The following is a 21,912-nucleotide window of genomic DNA, read 5'->3' as shown; positions in this document are numbered from 1 at the left end:
GCGCCACTTCGTTGCGCTCGCAAGGACAGGCAATTATCCTATTATCCACTAGTATCATTGCGCTATTATGAAAACTCCCGACCCGCACGCGGCCCAGCACAGCCTGCGCCAGCGCGCCGAGCGGCGGCGGCTGGTGTCAGAGAGCCTACCCCCCGATGCCGCGCCCGAGGTGCAGCGCCTGGTGCAGGAACTGCAGGTGCACCAGATAGAGCTGGAAATGCAGAACGAGGAGCTGATGCTGGCCCAGGCCGAGGCCGAGGCCAGCCGCTTGCAGTACGTTGACCTCTACGATTTTGCGCCGGTGGGCTACTGCACGCTCTCGCTGGCGGGCACCATCAGCCAGCTCAACTTGCGCACCGGGCAGCTGCTGGGGCAGGCGCGCCAGCAGCTGCGGGGCCGCCGCCTGGCCTTGTTCGTGGTGCCCGCCGAGCGCGACCGGTTTGCCGAGTTCATGGCCCGGCTGTGGGCCCGCCCCGGCCAGCGCCAGAGCTGCGAGCTGAGCATGCGCCGCGCCGACGAAACGCCTTTCTTTGCCCAACTCGAAGGCGTGGCCGCCCCCGAGGGCCCCGACGAAAGCCTACCCCCCACCGGCTGCCGCCTGGTGCTGCTGGACGTGACGGCCCGCCGCCGGGCCACCGACGCGCTGAGTGCCAGCGAGGCCCGCCTCCGGGCCACCTTCGAGCAGGCTCGCGATGGCATGGTGCTGCTTGATGGCCAACAGTTTGTGGACCTCAACACGGCCGCGCTGCACCTGCTGGGCCACCCCGATAAAACCCGCGTGCTGGGCTGCTCCCTCACCGAGTTCTGGCCCGAGCAGCAGCCCAATGGCCGCCGCACGCTCGACATGCTGACCCAATGCCTGCACACGGCCGAGGGGCAGGGCTGGGGCCGCCTGGAGTGGCTGCGCCACAGCCCGGCCGGCGCGGAAATCTGGGACGAGCTTTCGTTTAACCCGGTGCAGGTGAATGGCCGGGCGCTGCTGCACATGGCCTGGCGCGACATCACGGCCCGCCGCGTGGCCGAGGAAGAGCTGCACTACAAAAATCGCCTGCTGCGTGATATTCTTCAGAATATGCCCGTGCTGCTCACCCGCATTGGCTCCGATGGCCGCTACCGTGAGCACGTGGGCCGCGCCCTGCGCCGCATGGGCCTGGCCGACAACGAGCTGGTAGGCCAGCTGGTAACGGAGGTGTTTCCGGCCACTACCCCCCATCTGGAGCGGCTGCGGGCCGGCCACGGCGACAACTACCAGGTGTCGCTGCTACTGCGCGACGGCCAGCAGGCGGCGATGCAGTGCTTCGGTTTTTTTGATGCCGAACGGCAGGAAGTCGTAGTGTTTGCCCTCGACATCACCGACTCGGAGCGCCTCAAGGAGGAGGCCACCCGCTCGCAGCTGCGCCAGCAGCAGGAGCTGCTCTCGGCCATTCTCAACACCCAGGAAGAGGAGCGCCGCCGCATTGCCGAAGCCCTGCACAACGGCGTGGGCCAGCTGCTCTACGGCACCCGCCTGCACCTCGACGGCCTACCCCCCTCTGAGGCCGTGCGCGCCAGCCAGGACCTGCTCAACGAGGCCATTGGGGCCACGCGCACTATTTCCTTCGAACTGACACCCAGCATTTTAGAAGACTTTGGCTTGGCCGTGGCGCTGCAAGAGCTGGTGAGCCGCATTCCGGGCAGCCTGGCCGTGGACCTGAGCTTGCGCGGCCTGGAGCAGCCCCTACCCCCCCTGCTGGCCACGGCCGTGTACCGCATTGTGCAGGAGCTGCTCAACAACGTGATGAAGCACGCCCAGGCCAGGGAAGTATTCGTGCAGGTGGCGCGGGAAGAGGACCAGGTGCATCTGAGCGTGGAAGACGACGGCGTGGGCTTCGACACGGATGGGCTGGCTTCGCGGGCGGGCATCGGGCTGGCGGGCATTCGCACGCGGGTGGGGCTGCTGGGCGGCACCTTCAGCAGCCAGTCTCGGCCGGGCCGGGGCACGAGCTTCTTTCTGCAGGTGCCGGTGCCGGCGGGGGGGTAGGGAACCTGGGAAATAATTACCGGTATTTATTTGAGAAAAAATAAGGGTTTTTCGCGTTGGCTCTGGTTGGGTAGGGTCGTAGTTTTGCCTAGATATGTCAGCGTGCTGATTTACCTACGCCTCTATGAGCAAACGCGCCACTTCTTCCGTCCCGGCCGGGTTCACCGCTCACGTTGGCAACCTGAAAACCACGGTTGGCCTCAGCCTGCGGGGCCAGTGCGACACGCCGGTGGCGGCCCAGCAGCTGGAGCAGGCCATTAGGGAGGTAATCGGCTACGGCCAGCCGATGGTGTGGGTCGATTGCCAGCGCCTGCTCTCCCTGAGCTGGCACGGCCAGCGGGCCATCTACAACGGCCACCAGCAGGCGCGCCTGGAGGGTGCCGGGCTCTATTGGTGCGGCCTTACGCCCGCCGTGCAGCACCAGCTGGCCGACACGGGCCTGCACCTGCTGCTGGACCTGCTGCCCGCCGCCGGCTACCGCGGCCCCGCCGCGCTGCTCCAGGACGTGGTGCCCCAGGCGCTGTACACCCGCAGGTTTGCCTCCTAGCCAGCTGACTCAGAGGCGCTTGAGGCCGGCCGGTATATTGTCTGGCTAACTGTTGACAAATAAGGCGAGCGCCCTACTCGGATTTTTTCGACAGGGCGCTTGCCTTCGTGAGCGTAGCTAGCCTGGTCGTGCGTGCCGGGCGGCCCCGCCTGCTCGCTGGCGCTCACTCGCAAGCTAAAGCCTACGCTACTTCTTCTTGTAATGCACGGCGGGTAGCGTGCGCAGGCGCTCGGCGGCCTGCTCGGCGGTGATGTCGCGCTGGGCGTTGGCCAGCAGCTCGTAGCCCACCATGAACTTCTTGACCGTGGCCGAGCGCAACAGGGGGGGTAGGAAGTGCATGTGCAGGTGCCACTCGGGGTAGTCCGCGCCATCGGTGGGGCGCTGGTGGAAGCCGGCCGAGTACGGGAAGCTGATTTCGAACAGGTTATCGTACTTGATGGTGAGCTGGCGCAGGATGTCGGCCAAGCCGTCGCGCTCGGCCTCGGTGAGCTGGGTGAGGTCCTGCACGGCGCGGCGCGGCAGCACCATCGTTTCGAAGGGCCACACCGCCCAGAAGGGCACGAGCACCACCCAGGTGTCGTTTTCGACCACGAAGCGGGTTTTGGTCTTCTCCTCAATGGCGAGGTAATCGCTGAGCAGCGTGCGGCCGTTTTTGTCGAAATGCGCTTTTTGGGCGCGGCTTTCCTTGGCGGGCAGGTCGGGAATGCTGCGTTCGCTCCAGATTTGGCCGTGGGGGTGCGGGTTCGAGCAGCCCATCATAAAGCCCTTGTTCTCAAATATCTGCACGTAGTTAATGGCCGGGTCGGCGCCCAGCTCGCGGTACTGCTCGGTCCAGAGGTCCACCACGCGGCGGATTTCCGCGATTTCCATTTCCGGCAGCGTCAGGTCGTGGCGCGGCGAGAAGCAGAGGACGCGGCAGCGGCCGGTTTCGGCTTCGGCGCGCAGCAGGCCGCCTTCCTCGTAGGTGCCGGTTTCGCCATCGGGCAGCAGGGCCGAGAAGTCGTTTTGGAACACGAACTGGTGTTCGTATTTCGGGTTCACGTCGCCGCTGGTGCGGGTGTTGCCGGGGCACAGGTAGCAGGTGGGGTCGTAGGCGGGGCGCTCGTCGGGCTGGGGCTTTTCCTGCTGGCCCTGCCAGGGCCGCTTGGCGCGGTGCGGCGATACCAGCACCCACTCCTCCTGCAAGGGGTTGAAGCGGCGGTGCGGCTGTTCGGTGAAGTCAAACATGGGGGTAGGGAGTTAATGGGAAGGGAGTTATGCAACGTCGTCTGTCATTGCGAACCTGCGAAGCAATCGCACCAGAACGTCGTTGTTCGGGTGTACTACGGGTGCGATTGCTTCGTAGGCTCGCAATGACAGACGACGTTGGAAAATGGAAAAGTACCCAGCAGCTACTCCTCGTTCAGCAGCTCGCCCACGCCGTCGGCCAGGGTAGTTACGTAGGTTTCCAGCTTGAGGCCCAGCTGGTCGTGGTAGCCCTGCTTCATGTAGGTCAGGAATTCCTTTACCTGGTCGGTGGCCACCAGGTTGAGGGTGCAGCCGCCAAAGCCGCCGCCCATCATGCGGGCGCCGTAGCAGCCAGGCGCGTCGTGGGCCAGGCGTTCGAGCACGTCCAGCTCGGCGCAGCTCACCTGGTAGAGGTCGCGCAGGCCGGCGTGGCTGGCGTAGAGCAGCTTGCCCACTTCGGCCAGCGGCCGGCCCTGCGCGAGGCAGGCCGTGAGGTCGCGCACGCGCTGGTTTTCCTCCACCACGTAGCGGCAGCGCTTGGTCACTACCTCGCCCATTTCAGCCTGCGCGGCGTCGATGTCGGCCAGCGTGGCGTCGCGCAAAGACGTAATGGCCGGGTCGTGCTTTTGCAAAATCGCTACCCCCTCGGCGCACTCCTCACGGCGCTTGTTATACTCCGAGTCGGCGAGTGCATGCTTCACGCCCGAGTTGCAGAGCACCAGGCGGCTAGCGCTGGTGTCGAACGGAAAATACGCGTATTCCAGCGAGCGGCAGTCGAGCTCCACCACGTGCCCGGCCCGGCCAAAAAGGCTGGCAAACTGGTCCATGAGGCCGCACATCACCTTGGCATACTCGTGCTCGGCCATCTGCGAAAGCTTGGCCAGCGTCAGGGTATCAAGCTTCAGGTTCAGCAAATTGTTGAGGCCCCAGGCCACGCCGCACTCCACGGCCGCCGACGACGACAGGCCCGCCCCGCTCGGAATATTGCCCCCAAAGGCACAGTCGAAACCCGGCACCTGGGCCCCGCGCTTCAGCAGGCCCGCCACCACGCCCAACTGGTAGTTGGCCCAGTGCCCACCGGGTAGGGGCGCGATATCGGCCACGGCCACCTCGTAGGTCGCGTCGAAGTCGAGGGCGGCCAGCCGGATGCGGTCGGTGCCATTCAGGCGCATCGCGAAGCGGATTTCCTTATCGATGGCCGCTGGCAGCACCAGGCCGTCATTATAGTCGGTGTGCTCACCGATGAGGTTGATGCGGCCGGGGGCGCGTAACACCAGAGCCGGGGCCGCGCCAAAGTGCCGCACAAAGGCAGCGGAGAGGGTGGAGTAGTCCATAGGGATGCAAAAGTGGCAGATATTCTTGGATAAGGCGTGAGAAGAATCACCAAAAAGCGGGGGGTAATTCGCTAAGCCAACCTTTTTACGTCGATTACAGTAAGCCAAGGCTATAGAATCTGCCACGCGGCAGACACTCATAATTACTTCACCTCCTGACTATTCCCCATGACTACTTCGCGCTTTTCTCTGTTGTTCCTATTTGCCGTGCTGGCCTCCACGCTCGCGGGTTGTTCGGTGGCGGGCGATATTTTTAAGGGTGGCCTTTGGGTGGGCGTCATTGGCGTGTTTCTGGTGGTGCTCGTTATCTGGTGGCTCGTTTCCAAAATGGGCGGTGGCAGCGGCGGCGGCGGCACCTCCGCCTAGGTCAATTGCATAAAAAAGCCGGCGCTTCCAGAGGGAAGCGCCGGCTTTTTTGTGGGTCAATGGCGGGCAAACGCTACGATTGCTCGCGCTTGGTGGGCATGGTGCCGATAACGTGGTCCCAGAGCGTGCTGCTCACGCCGAAGGCCACCTCGTCCTGGCGATAGTGGTGCTGGGCGTGGTGCGTCCACCACACTTTCAAAAAGTTTTTCGGGGGTGCGTACACGTGAATGGCGTAGTGCACAAACAGGTACATGGCGTAGCCGAAGGTGAAGCCCGCCAGAATGCCAAAGGCCCAATTGCCGAACGCAAACCGGAAAATAAAGAACAGCAGCGAAGCCACGAACACCGTCAGGATGGGCGGCATGGCCAGGCGGGTTTCGTCCTTGGGATACTCGTGGTGCACACCGTGCATGGTGTACTGGAACTTAATCCGGCCCGGCGACGTGGCCGGAATGTGGTACACGTAGCGGTGTACCAGGTATTCTACGAACGTGAACAGCAGCAGCCCGCCCAAAAACAAGCCTAGCCCCGCCAGGCCCACCACGAAGCCATTCGTGATGCCGTAGTACAGGCTCACGAGCGCCGTGGCAACGAAAATGCCGACCGGCAGCGCGATGTGCGTGTGCGAAAGCCGCTCCAGCACGGGGTTTTTGAATAGCTGGGCCGAGCCTTTATGCTTGGGTCGCGGGGCGGCCGTGGGCGTGGCCGGCCGGGCCGTGATAGTGTCCATCTCCATACGAAAGCGAATAAAACCAGGTAGTTTAGTACGAATTTACGCCAGCCCCGGCTTTTAGGTTGGGACAGGCGCAAAGCCGGCCGCGGCCAGCGCCGAAATAAGGGCCGCCACGGTGGCAACTCCGGAGTGGCGCAGGTGAGCCTGGCCGTAGAACCGCTCGCGGGCGGCCAAGGTTCGGCTGAGGTGCGCGGAAAGGGCTTGCGCGGGCGTTTCGCCGGGGCCGATGGCCGCCGCCAGCAGCGGGCGGCTGGTGCGGCTGCGGCCCAGACGGCGCACCAGCTCGGGCAGCGGCACATCGAGCCACAGCACGAAGCCGCTGGCGCGCAGCGCCGCCGCGTTGTCGTGGAAGCAGGGCGCGCCGCCACCCGTGGCCACCACCAGCGGCGGGCCGGGCCGGGCGGCCACCGCGCGCAGCGCCGCCGCCTCGCGCGCCCGGAAGCCCGCCTCGCCCTCGGCCGCGAAAATGGCCGGAATCGACTGGCCCGCCTCGGCCACAATCACGGCGTCGAGGTCCAGAAACGCGCGGCCGTAGTGCGCCGCCAGCTGCCGGCCCAGCGTGGTTTTGCCCGAGCCCGGCAGGCCCACCAAATACAAGTGGCCAGCTCTCCCGATGGGCGGAGAACTGGCCAGCGGAACAGGATTGGCCGACGATAAGTCGGTCATGATAAGTAGTTTATCAGCAAGGCCACCATGCTGCCGCCAAACAGCAGGCCCAGCACCATAAAGATAGCCACGATGAGGAGCGTGGCCTTGGCCCAGTTGGCTTTGCTGAGGGGCGTGCTGCTGTTAAAGGCCCACACAAACAGCATGATGAAGCCGACCAGCGGCACCGAAGTGATGAGGATGGTTATCAGCCAGTCGCCTACCGTCATGGTTTGCGACTGGGTGGCACCGGCATTGCCAGCAGGGTAGGTAGGGGTAGCGTATGGGTCCATCGAATGAGAAGATTGGGAAGAGGGTGAAACCCTGCGGCTAGCTTGGCCCATCCGGGCTCGCCGCTGGCGGGAGGGTCAAATGTATTGAGTTGCCACCAAACCCCGGCGTTAACTAATTCTTACCCGCGGGTCGAGCAGGGCATACAGCATATCGACGCCGATATTGACCAGCACGAAGATGGCCGCCACGAAGAGGGTAGCGCCCATCACGACCGGAAAATCGAGATTTTGCACGGCCTGCAACGTAGTAGTGCCCAAGCCTTTCCAGTTGAAAATATATTCGATAAAAAACGCGCCCGCCATGAGCGAAGCCAGCCAGCCCGACACGGCCGTGACCACCGGGTTCAGGGCGTTGCGCAGGGCGTGGCGCCACACCGTGCGGCCGGGGCTCAGGCCCTTGGCCCGCGCCGTGCGGATGTAGTCCTGGCTCAAAACGTCGAGCATACTGGAACGCGTGAGCTGCATGATGATGGCCAGCGGGCGCACGCCCAGCGCCACGGCCGGCATCAGCAGGTTGCGTAGCACCAGGTGGCGCTGGGCCGTGAAGGGGTCGGTTTCGTAGAGCTGGCCGGTCAGGCTCAGGCCCGTCCAGTGGCTCCAGTAAAAGCCAAAGCTGACCGCGATGAGAATGGCCGCCACGAACGACGGCACCGAAATACCCAGCACCGAAGTCGTCACCAGCGTGCGGTCGAGCCACGACTGCGGGCGCAGCGCGGCGGCCACGCCCAGCCCTACCCCCCCCACGGCGGCCAGCAGCATGGCGGCCAGCGCCAGCCACAGCGTGCCCGGAAACCGGTCGAGCAAGATGCTAAGCACGTCCTGGTTGCTCTGAAACGAGCGGCGCAGATAGGGCCATTTCAGCAACAGCGCGCGCCCCTGGCCCAGCGGCAGCAGCGCAATCCCCCCGTAGCGCGCCCGGCCCGCCGAGTCGCGCGGATGCACGCCCAGCGGCGAGGCATCGTTGAGGTAGCCCAGCAGGCGGGCGGGCAGCGGCTGGTCGAGGCCCAGGTCGGCGGCGATGGCGGCGCGGGTGGCCACGTCCGAGCGCTGGCCGGCCAGCAGGGCCGCCGGGTCGCCGGGCAGCACATTGAACAGGAAAAAAACCGTGCAGGCCACGCCCACCAGCACAAGCAGGCCCTGGCCCAGGCGGCGGAGAAGGAAGAGGAGCATACGCGAAGACGGCTGTTAAGCGGCGCAAAGATGAGCTTGGCGGCGCTTGGGCGCGCGCGGCGGCGCAACTATGCAGAAAAAGAGTTGAAAAGTCAGTGCCAGCACTGATGCAGTTGCCGTGCCTAGCCCCGACTTTTACTTTCCTTCTATTTTACCTCTTTCCGCACCTGCTCATGAAAACCTTGGACCCTGCCGACTTAAAAGGCTTATTCATTAGGCCTGCTTCGCTAGTCATCAGGTTTGGTGATGAGGGGTTGTACAAAAGCGCCATTAGAAGCTACGCTAACTTACTTGATACAGACCCTAGTGCGCCTGATGCAATTGGCAATTACCAATATTGTAGCTTCCAGGTGGGGAATCCGCTTAATTTAATAGACAGAGACATCGAGTTGCGTCTTGAGTATCGCCCAAAAGATGCTTTGGCCGGTTGCACAATTTTATTTTGGCGAACCAAGAAAGGAGTTAACGTAGACACCGTTATCCAGCAATTAGAGAAGGCCAATTATGGCCGTAAAAGAAAGGACAGCGATAGTTCAACTCATCACCTGCGAGGCGACGACCGCTGCCTCCTCGACAGCCCCGATGGAGAATTTGTGGGCGGGCATACTAACCCGCCATTTCCTCCGGGGGGCGGACGAGACTCCTTGACGCGCAAGCATCGCTTTGCCTTCCCTAGTAGTTTACTGTTTGGGCTGCTGGGTGGTTTAGCGCTAGCCTCGCTGCTACCGGGAGCCCTGGGGCTGCGCCGCACGGGTGAGTAGCCTGCGGCCGTGAGAGCTACCGCCGCCTAGCAAGAGTAGTAAGCGTTACATACATTGTTTTGCCTTGCGCTTTTTACTATGAGGTGCTGGTTGGCTTTTGTACTACTGCTGGGCTTCTTGTCCTATGCTAGGTTAGCTTCCCAGCCCTTCCAGCCCACCGTTAGCTTACAAATGCTGCCGAAGCAGGCCGTACGCCCCGATACGACTAGCGTGCAGCAACTACAGTCTCAGGCAGATACACTACTGGCCCGCAATCCGGCTCAAGCTGCGGCGTTGGCCCGGCAAGCCCTGGCTTTGAGCCAGCGACTACCTTACCCCAAGGGAGAAGGCCACGCGCTGACCAGCTTGGCCACGGCGGCGCGCTTGCAAACCAACTACGCGCTGGCCCGGCGCTATACCCGGCAGGCCCAGGTCGTGGCTGCCCGCCGCCACGACCTAGGCGGGCTCGCTACGGCCTACTTGCAACTCAGCCTGCTCGATGAGGTGCCGGGGGCAAACTTGGTGACCGCCCTACGCGAGGCGCTGCAAGGGATGACGTACGCCGAGCAGGCCCACAAGCCCGTTACCAAGCTGTATTTGCACTACACGCTGGGCGATATCTACATTCAGTTGGGCGATTACGCCACTGCGCTTGCCGTACTGCAAACGACCCTGCGCGACGGTCAGCAGCTAGACAACGAACCGGTAGTGGCCGCGACGCTCAACTTACTGGGCAACACGCACAAAACCTTGCGGCACTGGCCGCAGGCGCTGGCCTATTTTCGGCGCGCGGCCCAGCTGTACCGCCGGCTAGGCGACCTGAAAAGCGCCGCGACCAATGAGATTAATCTGGCCGAACTATACGCCCAGCAGGGCGCTAATGCCCAGGCACTACAACACGGCGAGCAAGCACTTGCTCTAGTGCGAGCCAACCACGATGCCTACAACCTGCCCGGTGCCGAGTTGGCCTTAGCTAGGGCGCAATTAAACCTGGGGCAGTTGGATAGCGCCTTGGTGCTGGCACAACATAGCTTTGCCCTGAACCAGCAGGTACACGACAATATGGGCTTGGCAAATGCCAGCGACATCCTGGCGCAGGCCTACGCCCGGCGCGGCGACTTTGCCCAGGCCTACCACTACCAAAGTCTGTGGGTGAGCTACCAGGACTCGCTGGCGGGCGCGGAGACGCAGCGCAAAACCAGCGCCCTGCGCTACGGCTACGAGCTGGACCGGAAGCAGGACCAGATAACGCTGCTCACGCAGGCGCGCCTGCTGCAGCGCCAGCAGCTGTGGAGCCTGCTGGCGGGCCTCGTGGCCACGGTGCTGGTAGTGGGGCTGCTGGTGCGCAACATCTACCTCAAGCAGCGCGCCAACCGGGCGCTGGGCGAGAAAAACGCCTACATCGCCCACCAGCGCGACAACCTCGACCGCACCCTGGTGGAGCTGCGCGCCACCCAAAGCCAGCTGGTGCAAACCGAAAAAATGGTGGCGCTGGCCGCCCTCACGGCCGGCGTGGCCCACGAGATGCAAAACCCGCTCAACTTCATCAACAACTTCTCGGAAACGGGCCTGGAGCTGGCCGCCGAGCTGGAAGTGGAAACCCAAAAGCCCACCCGCGACGCGGCCCTGGAAGCCGACCTGCTGGCCGATATCAAACAAAACCTGCTCATTATCAACCAGCACGGCACGCGGGCGGGCGACATCGTGAAGGGCATGCTGGAACACGCCCACGCCGACAAAGGCCAGCGCCAGCCCCTGGACCTGAACAAAACGGCCGAAGAATACCTGCGCCTGGCCTACCAAAACTTCCAGCTTAAAAACCAGAATTTTACCCTCACCCGCACCCTCGACCTGGACCCGCGCCTGGGCCTGCTGCCGCTGGTGCCGCAGGAGATAGGGCGGGTGCTGCTCAACCTGTTTGCCAACGCCGTGTATGCGGTGCGGCAAAAAGCGGCGCGGCTGGGCGCGGCCTACGTGCCCGAGGTGCGCGTGAGCACCGCCCGCCAGAGTGGGCAGGTACTATTGCGCGTGCGCGACAACGGCACGGGCATTCCGGCGGCCGTTATCAGCAAGATATTTGACCCGTTCTTCACCACTAAGCCGCCCGGCGAAGGCACCGGCCTGGGGCTGTGGTTTAGCTACGACATCATCACCAAAAGCTACGGCGGCACCCTCACCGTGGCCACGCGGGAGGGCGAATACACCGAGTTCACGCTGACGCTGCCCGCGGGCCCTACCCCCCCGCTGGCCGCCCAAGCCCCGGCCGTGGGCCGGCTGGCCGCCGCCCGGCAGGACTAGAGCGTGAGGACAATTATCGAAGCCAATCTATGGCTGCTGCCATATGCCAAAAAGCCAGAAACGAAACAACGGTTTTTTCATAGCGCGTTGCCAGTCGTCGGTATTGCTTGAGGCGACCGAAAAACCGCTCTATTTTGTTGCGGTCGCGGTAGGTTTCTTCGTCTATCGAGGCTGGCTCCAGTCGGTTGGGACGGTTCGGAATGACCGCCTCGATGCCCTGTTGGGCGCAATAAGCGCGGGTTTCATCGCTATCATAAGCCGTGTCAGCCAGTACTTTACCCGGTGCCAAGTCCGCCAGTAGTGGCAGGGCCTGCGGGCTATCACCGGCCTGGCCTTCAGTGGCTATCAGGCGCACGGCGTTGCCTAAGGCGTCGACGCAGCCGTGGATTTTGGTGCCGATGCCGCCCCGGCTGCGGCCCAGGCACTCGGTAACGGGGTCGCTTTTTTTTGGCCAGCCGAATGCTGGTGGGCCCGCACGACTGTCGAATCGAGCATGACCCAGTCCAAATCCGGCGTTTTGACGGCCTCAAATAAGCGGAGCCAGACCCCTTTTTGGGCTAATCGGCGAAAGCGTTTGCAAACGGAATTGGTCTTGCCAAAGCGTTCAGGCAAGTCGGCCCACGGACAGCCGGTACGCGCAATCCAGAGTACAGCGTTGAAAAACAAGCGATTATCTGTAGCCGTCACGCCACAATCGGTGGCTTTGCCGGAAAGGTGAGGGGCGACCAAGGCCCAAGTGGCATCGGAAACTTCGTGACGGCGCATAAATCAGAAATTAACAACAAAGATATATTAACCGGCGTTATTGTCCTCACGCCCTAGCAACGAGCGCTACTGAATGGCTTTTTCGACCTGGTACAGGGCCGGAATGTCGTGGTAGGGGTACTTGGCCATCACGGTGCCGTCGTGCAGCACCAGCAGGCCGGGGTTGGAGCGGATGACGGACTTGAGCACCGTGGCATCGGCAAAATAATAGGGGGTAGCGAGGTTCACGTCGTGCCGAAACGAGTCGAACTTGCCGGCCGCCGTGCTCGTGATGGTCAGCACGTCGATGTGCTTGCGCGACTTGGCGGCCTCGGCAAAGAGCTTGTTGAACTCCTCGAAGCGGTCGCGGTCGGCCTTGTTGGTGTTTTGAACGATGAGAATCAGCTTGTTGCCGGTGAGAATCTGCTTGGTCACGTCGTTGCCGTCGGGGTCGGTGATGACGAAATCGGTGATGAGCGGCTTCGACTTCTCAGGATTAAGCACCGTCATCGACTGGTATTTCCAGGTCGAATCGGTTGGGAACTCGTTGGCCTTCAAGGTCTGGCCGTTGCGCGTGAAGGTATACTGGTAGCGCGGCGCCTCGGCCGGCTTCATCAGGGCCGGAATGTTGTTGCCCACTTTATAGGGCAAAAAATCAAAATAAGGCAGGTGGCCCAGCGCCCGCACCCCAATGCCAATGGCCAGCGCGCTGGCAAACGTCATGGCCATGAGCCCCGACATGCCCCGCACGAAGGTGCGCCGCAGGTGCTTCAGATTAAAAAACACTACCCCCCACAAAGCCAGCAAGAACAGGTCTTTGCCAAACGACGTCCAGGGCGTGAGCTTCACGAAATCGCCGAAGCAGCCGCAGTCCGTGACCTTGTTGAAGGCGGCCGAGTAGAAGGTGAGAAACGTGAAAAACACGAGCAGCGCCAGCAGCGCGTACAGCGTTTGGCGCAGGTACCAGCGCAGTAGCAGCGCCACGCCCAGTATCACTTCGAGCGAGCTCAGGGCCACGCTCAGGAAGCGGCTGGCGTCTTTGAGGGTATCAAAAAGCCAGCTCAAAGAGGGCACGTCGGCGGCAAATACCTCGAAGTATTCTTCGAGCTTATAGGCCGTGCCCACCGGGTCGTTGAGCTTGATGAGGCCCGAAAAAATGAACAGAATACCCAGCATCGCCCAGCACAGGCGGGTGATTTGGCGCATCGGGTGGGGCAGGGAAATCTTCATAAGCAGGTATAAGGCGTTCCTGGTGGAAAACGTTTGTCATTGCGAGCGCAGCAAAGCGGAGCGCGGCAATCTTTCCTTGTCGTTGAATTAGTAATCAGGATGAGGCGAACGGCAAGGAAAGATTGCTTCGCTTTGCTCGCAATGACAACCGTCCACGAACCAGTAACTACGAACCAGGAACTACGAACTCCAGAAGAATGAGGGCAAACACGGCATAGTTCAGCATATCGCGGTAGCCGCCTTCCACGCTCTCGCTCACCAGGGCCGCGCCGCCCAGGTTTTCGAGCTGCTTGATGCGGTGTAATTTCATGAGAATGAGGTCGGTAATGCTGCTCACGCGCATCTGCCGCCAGGCCTCGCCGTAGTCGTGGTTTTTGGCCAGCAGCAGTTCGCGGTTTCGGGCGTTTTCGTGGTCGTAGGCGGCGGCCACCTCGTCGGTGGGCAGGTCGAGGGGCGCGGCGGGGGGTAGGCGCAGCTGCATCAGGGCAATGAGGCAGTAGTTGATGATGGCCACAAACTCCTCGTCGATGCCGTCGGCAATGCGTTGCGTGCCCGTTTCCTGAATGGTCCGAATGCGGCTGGCCTTGATAAAAATCTGGTCCGTGACCGAGGGCAGGCGCAGGATGCGCCAAGCCGTGCCGTAGTCGTGGGTTTTGGCCAGAAACAGCGCGCGGCAGCGGCTCAGAATCAGGTCGTAGTGTTCGGCGGTAGTCAAGTAATGATGGAGTAAGTAAGCGAATTAGAGTCCGTCGCGCTCTGCGGACCTCTGCGTAAACCTCTGCGCCCTCTGCGGGAAATGACGCCCGCGCCATGAGAGCTGAAACCCCGCGCAAGTTCGCCCGCAATGCCGGATATTTAACCGCCATTCGCCCTACCCCTCCCCCCGTGCCTCCCCCCACTTCACTAAGTCACTCACTCACCAACTCACTGCGCAGCCCCCACGGCCGGCTGCTCGACCTGCGCCGGCCCCAGGTAATGGGCATTCTCAACGTCACGCCCGACTCGTTTTACCCCGGCTCGCGCCTGAGTTCCGCCGATGAAACCGCCCTGCTGCACCGCGCCGAAGCCATGCTGGCCGCCGGGGCCGCCGCCCTCGACGTGGGCGGCTACAGCTCGCGCCCCGGCGCCGACGACATCAGCCCCGCCGACGAGAAAAGCCGCCTGCTGCCCGCCCTGGCCGCCCTGCGCCGGGAGTTTCCCGAGGCATTTATCTCGGCCGATACCTTCCGGGCCAGCGTGGCCGCCGATGCCGTGGCCGTCGGCGCCGACCTCATCAACGACATCGGCGGCGGCACCCTCGACGCCGCCATGCTGCCCACCGTGGCCCGCCTGCGCGTGCCCTACTGCCTCATGCACCTCAAAGGCACGCCCCAAACCATGCGCGGCCTGGCCCACTACGACGAGGATATCGTGCTCACGCTGCTGCGCTTCTTCCGCGACCAGCTCGAAACGCTGCGCCAGGCCAATGCCGGCCAGCCCCGGCCCGACGTGCTGCTCGACCCCGGCTTTGGCTTCGCCAAAACCCCGGCCCACAACCACGAGCTGCTGCGCCGCCTGCCCGAGCTGCAGCCGCTGGGCCACGGCCTGCTGGTGGGCCTTTCGCGCAAGGCAATGGTGTATAAGCCGCTCGGCCTGGGCCCCGAAGCCGCCCTCAACGGCACCACGGCCCTGCACGTGCTGGCCCTGCAGGGCGGCGCGCGGCTGCTGCGCGCGCACGACGTGGCCGAGGCGCGCCAGACTATAAGTCTAGTAAATTATTTATGAAGTTTTTGGCATAAATAATTATTTGCTAGAGCGTCGAAATGCTCACGACGTCAAAAAATACATTGTCTGCACTTGTGCTTTCCAGACCGAAATAGCTAGGGTACTTGCCGCTTATGAGCCCTGTTTTAGGCTTGAATCGGAATTCTTCCACGCCAAATTCAGCTACCCCGCCGTGTATAATGACAGGTGGCATAGACCAGAAGGTGTACGTATTATCCGTTGTTTTCCATAAAAGTAATTTGCCCGTAAGCTCTCCCCGCAAAAAGGGGAAAGGTTGGGCTTTTAATTCGGAAGTTGTTACGGCAGTTTGTTGTTCTGCATAATCGAGCGGCGTAAAAGGATGCGCCAGGCAATTAATAAGCGCATTGTCGCCGCTGGTAGGATACCAGGTCGGGTAGTCGCGTAACACAAAATACTCGGTCAGCACTTGGTAGCGCGGCGTGAAGTACTGGTTGCCTCGCTTGATTACCGGGTAAAAATCCGTGCGCCGGTGCGCATACATATCCTGTGTATGACGAGCGGCCTCGTAATTAAATAGCCGCGTGTAACAATCATCAGCCACGCGCTGCCAGGGTAATTGCCGGGTGGCGACACTGTCCAGGTCGATAGGTACCCACGTTACCAGGCCCGAGCGCGGGTCTGGCAACAGGACCTGGGTTATTAGCAACTCGTCGTGCGTGTATAAGCCAGTAATAAGCGTTATGTCTTGCGTATCAAGCAGCTTTTGTCGTACGAAAGAGTTGGGTAGCACTACATTAATAATGTCAAGATATTCTGTTTTATTTGCCCGTAAGCGCTTGGTTTTGACAAGCGTAGTAAGTTCGGTAGCCGGGACAATAACGTAGTAACGGCTAGCGGTAAACGGTAATGGCTGCGTGCTTGATTGGGCTTTACACTGCGCAAAGTTTTGTGGGGTAGCGAGAACTATCCAAAGCAAAGCTACAAGGAAAAAAGAAGACGTTTTCATTGCTAATTACAGGCTTTGAGTAATCGTGTAGAAGTGAACGGGTATAAAAAGAACGTCATTCCGAGCTTGCTGAGGAATCTCGCTCGGGCCGTTCGGGCTTCGTGCAGCGACGCGCGCGAGATTCCTCGGCAAGCTCGGAATGACGTTCTTTTTACCCAATTACTTTTGATTGGCTACTTGGTGCTCTTGGCGGCCATTTTGCTACTGCATTACTTGGCTGATAAAGGAATTAGCTTAAGGACCTCAAAAAAGGTATTGGCGGTGGCTATATCATTTAGTTGAAAGTAGGTCGGGAATTTGCCGGATACCATGCCAATGCCCGGCCGAAACTGCAGCTCAGTTACCCCGAAGTAAACTAGCTCTGGTTCCAGGTCGAACACACCCGGCCGCGTGGACCAGAAAGAGTACGTCAGCCCGTCTTGCCGCTCCAGCAGCAGCTTAGTTTCCAGCTCTCCCGCCACAAGGGGGCGGTCGGCTTCGGTGGGAAAAGCCACTGCCAGCCGCCGTTGCAGGGCGGCCAGGTCGGCGCGCGAAAACACGCGGGTCTGGTAGTTGAGCGTCACGTTGTCGCTGCTTTCAATAAACCATTGAGGCTGGCGGCGCACCAGAAAATATTCGGTCAGCACTACGTTGCGGGTGGTCCAGCGGCGGCCATCGCGCCAGATAACGGGCCGTAAATCGAGGCGGCGCGTCAGGGCATTGGCATAGGGCTGCGCTGCTTTGTAGGCAACAAGTTGCGTAAAGCAGTCGTGCAACACGGCCGTTAGCGACGCGGTATGCCGGGCAGCCAGGCTATCAGGGGCCAGCGGCACCCACGTCACCTGCCCGGTAGCCAGGTCAGGCAACACGGCCATCGTCACCAGCAACTGGTCGGTGTCGCGGGGGGCACTCAAAGAACTACCCGCGAAGGTGGGTTCCTGGCGAAGGAAGAAGTCGTTGCCAGCCAGCACGTTGATGATGTCCACAAACTCACTCTTACCCTGGCGCACGCGCTTGGTCTGCACGTGTGTAGCCGAGAGGCCGACGTTGGTGATTTCCACATACTGATAGTAGGGGCCGCCGGGCAGGCTGCCCGCCAGTTGCTGACCAAGTGCCTGGTAAGGCTGGGTGAGCAGCGTTACCAGGGCTCCGCCCACTAGAAAAATTTTAAGGACGGCAGTCATCTTTTCGGAGCAAAAGTGGGTGTGAACTGCTTAACAGGCCTTTTTCCCTTGAGGGGTAATAGCAACGCCATTGGGAATCGGGCTTGGCACGTTCACATTCTGTTGTTCGGCAGAATTCTCCCTGGAAATCATATCCTGCCGCGCCGGAGAGAGCAATCCATAAGCGGGTGTTTTGGTCAAGCCACTCCAAAAGAGGTCTTCGGCGCGTTCATGAAACAGAATGATACCGTTTTGATTGCAATAAGCCTGTAGGGCATCAGCCATTTGACTTACAATGCCCGACATTAATGCATGTTGGTCGGCCTAGCTGAAGTCTGTGCCTTTCATATAGCCATTCAATAGCTCGTCTAAAGTAGCATTTAATGGCATACTATTGAGCTTTCCCCAACGTCCCAAGTAAGTATGTAGCGATTCATGAATCAGCGTTCTGGCCACTGCAACATTTGTTGCCTGTGATACATAAGTGCTTTGCAGAGTTGTAGTAACTTCAAAAGGAGTATTTCCTGAAGTTTCAGTAATCGCGTTAGGTGGTTGGGTACTGTTAGAAGAAGGGGGGATAGCGCCGGTTTTTACTGTCCAAGTGACAGTAGTGCTATTGCCAAGGAGTGCAAATATTCCACCCACATCAGTGCCATTTATATTTTGTAAGGAAGCAAGAATACTCTTTGTACAAGGGGGGAGATTGTCCTTGATAATAGTTGAAGCAGGGCTACTACTACTCGGCGGCGTGCCGCCGTAGCCGTTGCCACTGTCGTCATTATACTGCTCCCCAACGAGCGGGCCACCCCCACCCCCGCCGCCCGAGCCCCCGCCCGAGCCCCCGCCATAGCTACCGCCGGGGTTATCGGTGCCCGTGTTGCCACCGCCCGTGTTGCCGCCGGTGCCGCCAGCGGGTGGGGGGCTGCCCCCGCCGCCACCGCTCACGGTACACGTCCAGATAACGATTTCTTTTGCCTCTAAGGAAGTAGAAACATCAATGACGGCACTGACGCAGGTGATATTCACCTCATTGGTGTGGGCCATGCCGGGCTTGCGGGCATCGGGGCTGGCGGCTGGTGCTGGCCTGAACGAGAGCCAGGCCCGACCGGCCGACGCTACCCCCTGCCGGTAAGCGCGGCCGGTGAGGTAGTAGTTTTCGCGGGTGTAGCAGGCCGCAAACCCCGTGAAGCCCGGCAGCTGCGCTACCTGACCCTGCTGCTGAGCCGTGTAGAGCGCCCGAAACACTTGGTTGAGCTGCGCCGGGGCCAGAGTCTCGCCCTTATGCAGCACCTCCAGGATGAAGCCAGTGGGTGAGCTGCCGGCCCGCTGGCCCACCACGATGCGGCGGTAGCCCTGGTAGCCCGTCGCAATGCCCGCCGGGCCGCCCTCAATAGGCAGAAACGCCAGCGGCTCGGCCCCGTTGCTAATCGTATCGAGCCGCTGCCACTGAATGGCCAGCCAGCCCAGCGAGTCGGTCCCGGCTGTGCGGGTGGCGCTGGCCGTGGTGCCCGTGGGCCGGCTGTAGCGGGCGTTGGTGCGGCCAGCATACCAGGTTTTGAGTTGAGCCAGGGTGGGTGGGGTAGCGGGGCTGGCCGCGCCAGGAGCGGGCCGCAGCGTGTCGGCGTCCTTCTTGCAGGCCACGAGTGCCGCGCCGGCCAGGGTGAGTAGTAGGCTTACCTGAGTAAAGAGTTTTCGCATCTGAAAAGTGGGGGAAACTTGCGGAGTAGAAATGTCTGGTAATTTGCGATGGCAAACTACTATAATACATGGATAAAAAAGCAACTTAGCTAGTATTTATTTTTTAACAAAGATTAAAAAAAAGAAAATATGGCCTCATTAGCAGTAATCAATCTTGTTGCGCTGGCGGCTAGCTGAAAGCTGAGGTAAACCCCGGCTAACCTTGCTAGCTGCGGGGCGGCGGCCGTTCTTTGTGGCTCCAACCGTAGCTGTTTTGTCCCTTCCCTATCCCTTCCATTTCCTGCACCTCGGGCTGGCCGACGTGGCCGACGTGCTGCTCGTGACCGGGCTGCTGTATCAGCTCTACAAGCTGCTGCGCGGCTCGGTGGCCCTCAATGTCGCGCTTGGCCTGCTGAGCGTGTACTTGCTGTATCTGGTGGTGGAGGCGCTGGGGCTGGGGCTGCTCACGGCCATTCTGGGGCAGTTTATGAGCGTGGGCGTGCTGGCCAGCATCATTCTGTTTCAGCAGGAAATCCGGCGGTTTTTGCTGAATGTGGGCAAGGTGGCGCTGGAGGGCGGCGGCCCGCTGGGCTGGTGGCGGCGGCCGCGCCACGCCGGCGGCGCGCCCAGCCTTGCGCCCTTCGTGGAGGCCGCCAAGAGCCTGGCGGGCAAGGAAACTGGTGCCCTCATCTGCTTCACGCTCACCTCCGACCTCAGCGCCTACGCCGAATCGGGCGACCGCCTCGATGCCGAGCCCAGCAAGCGCCTGCTGCTGGCCATTTTCCACAAAACCTCGCCCCTGCACGACGGGGCCGTGATAGTGGCCCAGGGCCGCCTCGTGGCCGCCCGCTGCATCCTGCCGGTGAGCCAGAACCCCGAGGTGCCCGCCGCTCTGGGCCTGCGCCACCGCGCCGCGCTGGGCCTCACCGAAGCCACCGATGCCGTGGTGCTGGTGGTGAGCGAAGAAACCGGCCAGATGAGCCTGGTGCGCCACGGCGAAATTCACCGCGGCCTGGCCGCCCCCGAGCTCAAAGCCCGCTTGCAGGAATGGCTGCTCAGCGGCCCCGGTGCCCCGGCGGGCAGCTAGGCCGCCAGCAGGCCGGGCCCCTGGCTCCGCCGCTCGGGCAGCAAAAAATCGGGGCCTTGGTAGGCGCTGGCGGGCAGCAGGTGCAGGTCGGTATCGGCGTGGGGCCGCAACTCCCGCGCCAGCTCGGGCAGCAGGCCGCACCAGTACACCGTGGAGCCCAGGCGCCGGGCGTAGGCTGTGGCGCGCAGCAGCGTTTGCTGCCCCAGGTGCGTGAGCGCCTGCAGCTGCTGGCAGTCAATCCAGGCCTGCACGGGGCGGTTTTCGAGCAGCTTCTGCACGGCTTGCAGCAGATGCACGGCATCGGCGGGGGTAGTGCAACTGCCCCGCACGCTCATGCCCACGCTGCGCTGATAGCTGCCCAAATGAATGGTCAGCGCGCCCATCGGCAAAATCAGCAGGAAAAAAGCGTTGTTCATGAGTGGAGGCTGGAGGCCACGCCGCAAAGGTAAAACTTAGCAGAGATAAGTTGGGTAAACAAACTGCTGGTTTTCAGCAGGTACTTATACCTATTTTCCGGTAGAAACGCTGGCAAAGCAGAATGTTACGGTAGGTATAGTTCAGCTACGTATTTCCCGCAGCTGCCCGCAAAAAACCCGTAGAGGTGCTCCGTATTAATTGGTAATTAAGCTGAAAATAAAGGATTTATGTGAAAAAAAGTAATCAAATGATGCTACTTAGCCGTTGCAAAGCCACAAGTAGTCTTATTCGGCAACCATCATTTCGTTCCTATTCCTCATGAAGCAGGCCCTCGCTCCCAATTCCTTCTCCACAAGTGCTACCGTAGCCAGTACGTTCAAAACCCGGCCCGCCGCCCGCATCGGCGATGGCAGCCGCACCAGCCGGCGCGGCTTTGCCAGCATGGACCCCACCGAGCAGCGCCGCATTGCCAGCGAAGGCGGCAAAGCCTCGCACGCCAGCGGCCAGGGCCACAAGTGGACGGCCGACGAAGCTCGCGCCGCCGGTCGCAAGGGTGGCCTCACCAGCCGCCGCGGCCCCAGCCGCCCCACCACCACGCCCAAAGCGGCCACCAAATAGCGCGCCCTACCCCCCCCGCACAGCAGCACAAAGCCCGGCCCCCGCAACGAGCGGAAGCCGGGCTTTGTGCTGCTGTGCGGGGGGGGGGTAGGGCGCTAGTCGAGCAGGCCCTGCGTCACGGCCAGGTGAATGAGGGCGGCCGTGTTCTTGGTCTGGGTCTTTTCCAGGATATTCTGGCGGTGAGTTTCGACGGTGCGCCTGCTGGTGAAGAGCTTTTCGGCAATCTCGTTGGTGGTGAGGCCCTCGGCCAGCAGCTGGAGTATCTCGGTTTCGCGGCGCGACAGCTTGTGAGCCTTCGTGACTTCCTCAGCCTCCTCCTCTTTGGCCAGTATTTTGCGCAAAATGCTGAGGCCCAGCTCGCTACACAAAAATTGCCGACCCGCGCTGACTATCTTGATAGCTACCAGAATTTCGGCCTTCTCGGCACTTTTGAGCACGTAGCCGGCAGCCCCGGCGTCGAAGAGCTGGCCGATGTAGCGCTCGTGGGCCAGCATGCTCAGTATCAGAATGCGCACCTCGGGGTGCTCGGCGCGCAGGCGCAGGGTAGTGGCCAGCCCATCGAGCACGGGCATGTTGGCATCGAGCAGCACCACGTCGGTGGGCGTGCCGGGCAGGCGGTCGAGCAGCTCCTGGCCGTTGCTGGCCTCCCCAACTATTTCGATGCTGGGCTCAGTGGCCAGCATCGCCCGAATGCCATCGCGCACCACGGTGTGGTCGTCGACTAAAAATATTCGGCTCATAGCTAATGATGGAAAGGCAACGGCTACTAGTCTGATTTATACGGAGAAATAGCCTTGCGGACTAAAAAAACCACCGCATAAGCGGGCCGCGCCCGCTCCGCCGCGCCAAGGTAAGCCGGGCGGGCTGCTACGGAGCTACGGCGGCCGCAACCC

At 61.6% G+C, this 21,912-nt stretch carries 22 protein-coding genes; 9 read left to right on the top strand and 13 right to left on the bottom strand.

Translation table 11 applies throughout. The annotated features are described in order from the left end of the window. Positions 1-67 precede the first annotated feature (67 nt). Together A0257_13980 and A0257_13975 are read left to right on the top strand one after the other, a co-directional pair. On the top strand, positions 68-2,020 hold the full coding sequence (locus A0257_13980; GenBank protein AMR28089.1) for a hypothetical protein: 1,953 nt from the start codon (positions 68-70) through the stop codon (positions 2,018-2,020). Between the two features lie 124 nt (positions 2,021-2,144). Continuing rightward, positions 2,145-2,567 (top strand): hypothetical protein, encoded by a 423-nt coding sequence (locus tag A0257_13975; GenBank protein AMR28088.1) that lies wholly within the window; start codon positions 2,145-2,147, stop codon positions 2,565-2,567. 186 nt (positions 2,568-2,753) lie between these two features. Here the strand turns inward: A0257_13975 and A0257_13970 are convergent, their stop codons facing one another. After that, positions 2,754-3,794: a galactose-1-phosphate uridylyltransferase gene (locus A0257_13970; GenBank protein ID AMR28087.1), complete on the bottom strand. Its 1,041-nt coding sequence runs from the start codon at positions 3,792-3,794 to the stop codon at positions 2,754-2,756. A gap of 164 nt (positions 3,795-3,958) precedes the next feature. Continuing rightward, positions 3,959-5,128 (bottom strand): hypothetical protein, encoded by a 1,170-nt coding sequence (locus A0257_13965; GenBank protein ID AMR28086.1) that lies wholly within the window; start codon positions 5,126-5,128, stop codon positions 3,959-3,961. 168 nt (positions 5,129-5,296) lie between these two features. Between A0257_13965 and A0257_13960 the strand changes: the two genes are divergently transcribed. Further along, on the top strand, positions 5,297-5,494 hold the full coding sequence (locus A0257_13960; protein ID AMR28085.1) for a hypothetical protein: 198 nt from the start codon (positions 5,297-5,299) through the stop codon (positions 5,492-5,494). A 73-nt stretch (positions 5,495-5,567) separates the two neighbouring features. On the opposite strand, the gene A0257_13955 is transcribed toward A0257_13960, so the two are convergent. The 4 genes from A0257_13955 to A0257_13940 all read right to left on the bottom strand — a co-directional run bounded on the left by A0257_13955 (position 5,568) and on the right by A0257_13940 (position 8,335). After that, on the bottom strand, positions 5,568-6,224 hold the full coding sequence (locus A0257_13955) for a fatty acid hydroxylase (GenBank protein AMR29771.1): 657 nt from the start codon (positions 6,222-6,224) through the stop codon (positions 5,568-5,570). A gap of 60 nt (positions 6,225-6,284) precedes the next feature. Further along, a complete protein-coding gene (locus tag A0257_13950; GenBank protein AMR28084.1) occupies positions 6,285-6,818 on the bottom strand; it encodes a hypothetical protein in 534 nt (177 codons plus the stop codon). A gap of 71 nt (positions 6,819-6,889) precedes the next feature. Continuing rightward, positions 6,890-7,102: a hypothetical protein gene (locus tag A0257_13945; protein AMR29770.1), complete on the bottom strand. Its 213-nt coding sequence runs from the start codon at positions 7,100-7,102 to the stop codon at positions 6,890-6,892. A 171-nt stretch (positions 7,103-7,273) separates the two neighbouring features. Beyond that, positions 7,274-8,335, bottom strand: a complete 1,062-nt coding sequence (locus A0257_13940) for an ABC transporter permease (GenBank protein AMR28083.1) — start codon at positions 8,333-8,335, stop codon at positions 7,274-7,276. 173 nt (positions 8,336-8,508) lie between these two features. Between A0257_13940 and A0257_13935 the strand changes: the two genes are divergently transcribed. From A0257_13935 to A0257_13925, 3 genes are all read left to right on the top strand, one after another. After that, complete coding sequence (locus A0257_13935; protein ID AMR28082.1) at positions 8,509-9,096, top strand: hypothetical protein; 588 nt, start codon at positions 8,509-8,511, stop codon at positions 9,094-9,096. Between the two features lie 171 nt (positions 9,097-9,267). Then, positions 9,268-11,373 carry a hypothetical protein gene (locus tag A0257_13930; protein AMR28081.1) on the top strand — a complete coding sequence of 702 codons (2,106 nt, stop codon included), beginning with the start codon at positions 9,268-9,270 and terminating at the stop codon, positions 11,371-11,373. Between the two features lie 103 nt (positions 11,374-11,476). Beyond that, on the top strand, positions 11,477-11,674 hold the full coding sequence (locus A0257_13925; GenBank protein AMR28080.1) for a hypothetical protein: 198 nt from the start codon (positions 11,477-11,479) through the stop codon (positions 11,672-11,674). 530 nt (positions 11,675-12,204) lie between these two features. On the opposite strand, the gene A0257_13920 is transcribed toward A0257_13925, so the two are convergent. Both A0257_13920 and A0257_13915 read right to left on the bottom strand, forming a co-directional pair. Then, positions 12,205-13,323, bottom strand: coding sequence for a DoxX family protein (locus A0257_13920; protein ID AMR29769.1), 1,119 nt, complete (start codon positions 13,321-13,323; stop codon positions 12,205-12,207). A gap of 190 nt (positions 13,324-13,513) precedes the next feature. Next, entirely contained in the window at positions 13,514-14,062 is a 549-nt protein-coding gene (locus tag A0257_13915; protein AMR28079.1) for a hypothetical protein, read from the bottom strand. A gap of 212 nt (positions 14,063-14,274) precedes the next feature. Between A0257_13915 and A0257_13910 the strand changes: the two genes are divergently transcribed. Beyond that, a complete protein-coding gene (locus A0257_13910; GenBank protein ID AMR29768.1) occupies positions 14,275-15,111 on the top strand; it encodes a dihydropteroate synthase in 837 nt (278 codons plus the stop codon). Between the two features lie 25 nt (positions 15,112-15,136). Here the strand turns inward: A0257_13910 and A0257_13905 are convergent, their stop codons facing one another. From A0257_13905 to A0257_13895, 3 genes are all read right to left on the bottom strand, one after another. Next, positions 15,137-16,078, bottom strand: coding sequence for a hypothetical protein (locus tag A0257_13905; protein ID AMR28078.1), 942 nt, complete (start codon positions 16,076-16,078; stop codon positions 15,137-15,139). 209 nt (positions 16,079-16,287) lie between these two features. Further along, complete coding sequence (locus A0257_13900; protein ID AMR28077.1) at positions 16,288-17,241, bottom strand: hypothetical protein; 954 nt, start codon at positions 17,239-17,241, stop codon at positions 16,288-16,290. Positions 17,242-17,544: 303 nt separating this feature from the next. Continuing rightward, complete coding sequence (locus tag A0257_13895; GenBank protein AMR28076.1) at positions 17,545-18,918, bottom strand: hypothetical protein; 1,374 nt, start codon at positions 18,916-18,918, stop codon at positions 17,545-17,547. Positions 18,919-19,171: 253 nt separating this feature from the next. Between A0257_13895 and A0257_13890 the strand changes: the two genes are divergently transcribed. Beyond that, on the top strand, positions 19,172-19,984 hold the full coding sequence (locus A0257_13890) for a hypothetical protein (protein AMR28075.1): 813 nt from the start codon (positions 19,172-19,174) through the stop codon (positions 19,982-19,984). Here the strand turns inward: A0257_13890 and A0257_13885 are convergent. Beyond that, positions 19,981-20,400: a hypothetical protein gene (locus A0257_13885; GenBank protein ID AMR28074.1), complete on the bottom strand. Its 420-nt coding sequence runs from the start codon at positions 20,398-20,400 to the stop codon at positions 19,981-19,983. The two genes, A0257_13890 and A0257_13885, sit on opposite strands and share 4 nt — an antisense overlap. A gap of 319 nt (positions 20,401-20,719) precedes the next feature. Here A0257_13885 and A0257_13880 point away from each other — a divergent pair, with 319 nt between their 5' ends. Further along, the gene (locus tag A0257_13880; GenBank protein ID AMR28073.1) at positions 20,720-21,019 is read left to right on the top strand and encodes a hypothetical protein; all 300 of its coding nucleotides are present in this window, start codon (positions 20,720-20,722) and stop codon (positions 21,017-21,019) included. A gap of 95 nt (positions 21,020-21,114) precedes the next feature. On the opposite strand, the gene A0257_13875 is transcribed toward A0257_13880, so the two are convergent. Then, complete coding sequence (locus A0257_13875; protein AMR28072.1) at positions 21,115-21,759, bottom strand: DNA-binding response regulator; 645 nt, start codon at positions 21,757-21,759, stop codon at positions 21,115-21,117. Positions 21,760-21,912: the final 153 nt, after the last annotated feature.

Source organism: Hymenobacter psoromatis (assembly GCA_001596155.1).
GTDB lineage: Bacteria > Bacteroidota > Bacteroidia > Cytophagales > Hymenobacteraceae > Hymenobacter.
This window is presented reverse-complemented; position numbering and strand designations above follow the sequence as displayed.

Coding starts and splice junctions, on each gene's coding strand:
- A0257_13875 (AMR28072.1), bottom strand. CDS start 21,759: ATGAGCCGAATATTTTTAGTCGACGACCACACCGTGGTGCGCGATGGC.
- A0257_13895 (AMR28076.1), bottom strand. CDS start 18,918: ATGCGAAAACTCTTTACTCAGGTAAGCCTACTACTCACCCTGGCCGGC.
- A0257_13885 (AMR28074.1), bottom strand. CDS start 20,400: ATGAACAACGCTTTTTTCCTGCTGATTTTGCCGATGGGCGCGCTGACC.
- A0257_13945 (AMR29770.1), bottom strand. CDS start 7,102: ATGACGGTAGGCGACTGGCTGATAACCATCCTCATCACTTCGGTGCCG.
- A0257_13940 (AMR28083.1), bottom strand. CDS start 8,335: ATGCTCCTCTTCCTTCTCCGCCGCCTGGGCCAGGGCCTGCTTGTGCTG.
- A0257_13880 (AMR28073.1), top strand. CDS start 20,720: ATGAAGCAGGCCCTCGCTCCCAATTCCTTCTCCACAAGTGCTACCGTA.
- A0257_13935 (AMR28082.1), top strand. CDS start 8,509: ATGAAAACCTTGGACCCTGCCGACTTAAAAGGCTTATTCATTAGGCCT.
- A0257_13965 (AMR28086.1), bottom strand. CDS start 5,128: ATGGACTACTCCACCCTCTCCGCTGCCTTTGTGCGGCACTTTGGCGCG.
- A0257_13930 (AMR28081.1), top strand. CDS start 9,268: ATGCTGCCGAAGCAGGCCGTACGCCCCGATACGACTAGCGTGCAGCAA.
- A0257_13975 (AMR28088.1), top strand. CDS start 2,145: ATGAGCAAACGCGCCACTTCTTCCGTCCCGGCCGGGTTCACCGCTCAC.
- A0257_13905 (AMR28078.1), bottom strand. CDS start 16,078: ATGAAAACGTCTTCTTTTTTCCTTGTAGCTTTGCTTTGGATAGTTCTC.
- A0257_13980 (AMR28089.1), top strand. CDS start 68: ATGAAAACTCCCGACCCGCACGCGGCCCAGCACAGCCTGCGCCAGCGC.
- A0257_13970 (AMR28087.1), bottom strand. CDS start 3,794: ATGTTTGACTTCACCGAACAGCCGCACCGCCGCTTCAACCCCTTGCAG.
- A0257_13920 (AMR29769.1), bottom strand. CDS start 13,323: ATGCGCCAAATCACCCGCCTGTGCTGGGCGATGCTGGGTATTCTGTTC.
- A0257_13955 (AMR29771.1), bottom strand. CDS start 6,224: ATGGACACTATCACGGCCCGGCCGGCCACGCCCACGGCCGCCCCGCGA.
- A0257_13960 (AMR28085.1), top strand. CDS start 5,297: ATGACTACTTCGCGCTTTTCTCTGTTGTTCCTATTTGCCGTGCTGGCC.
- A0257_13900 (AMR28077.1), bottom strand. CDS start 17,241: ATGACTGCCGTCCTTAAAATTTTTCTAGTGGGCGGAGCCCTGGTAACG.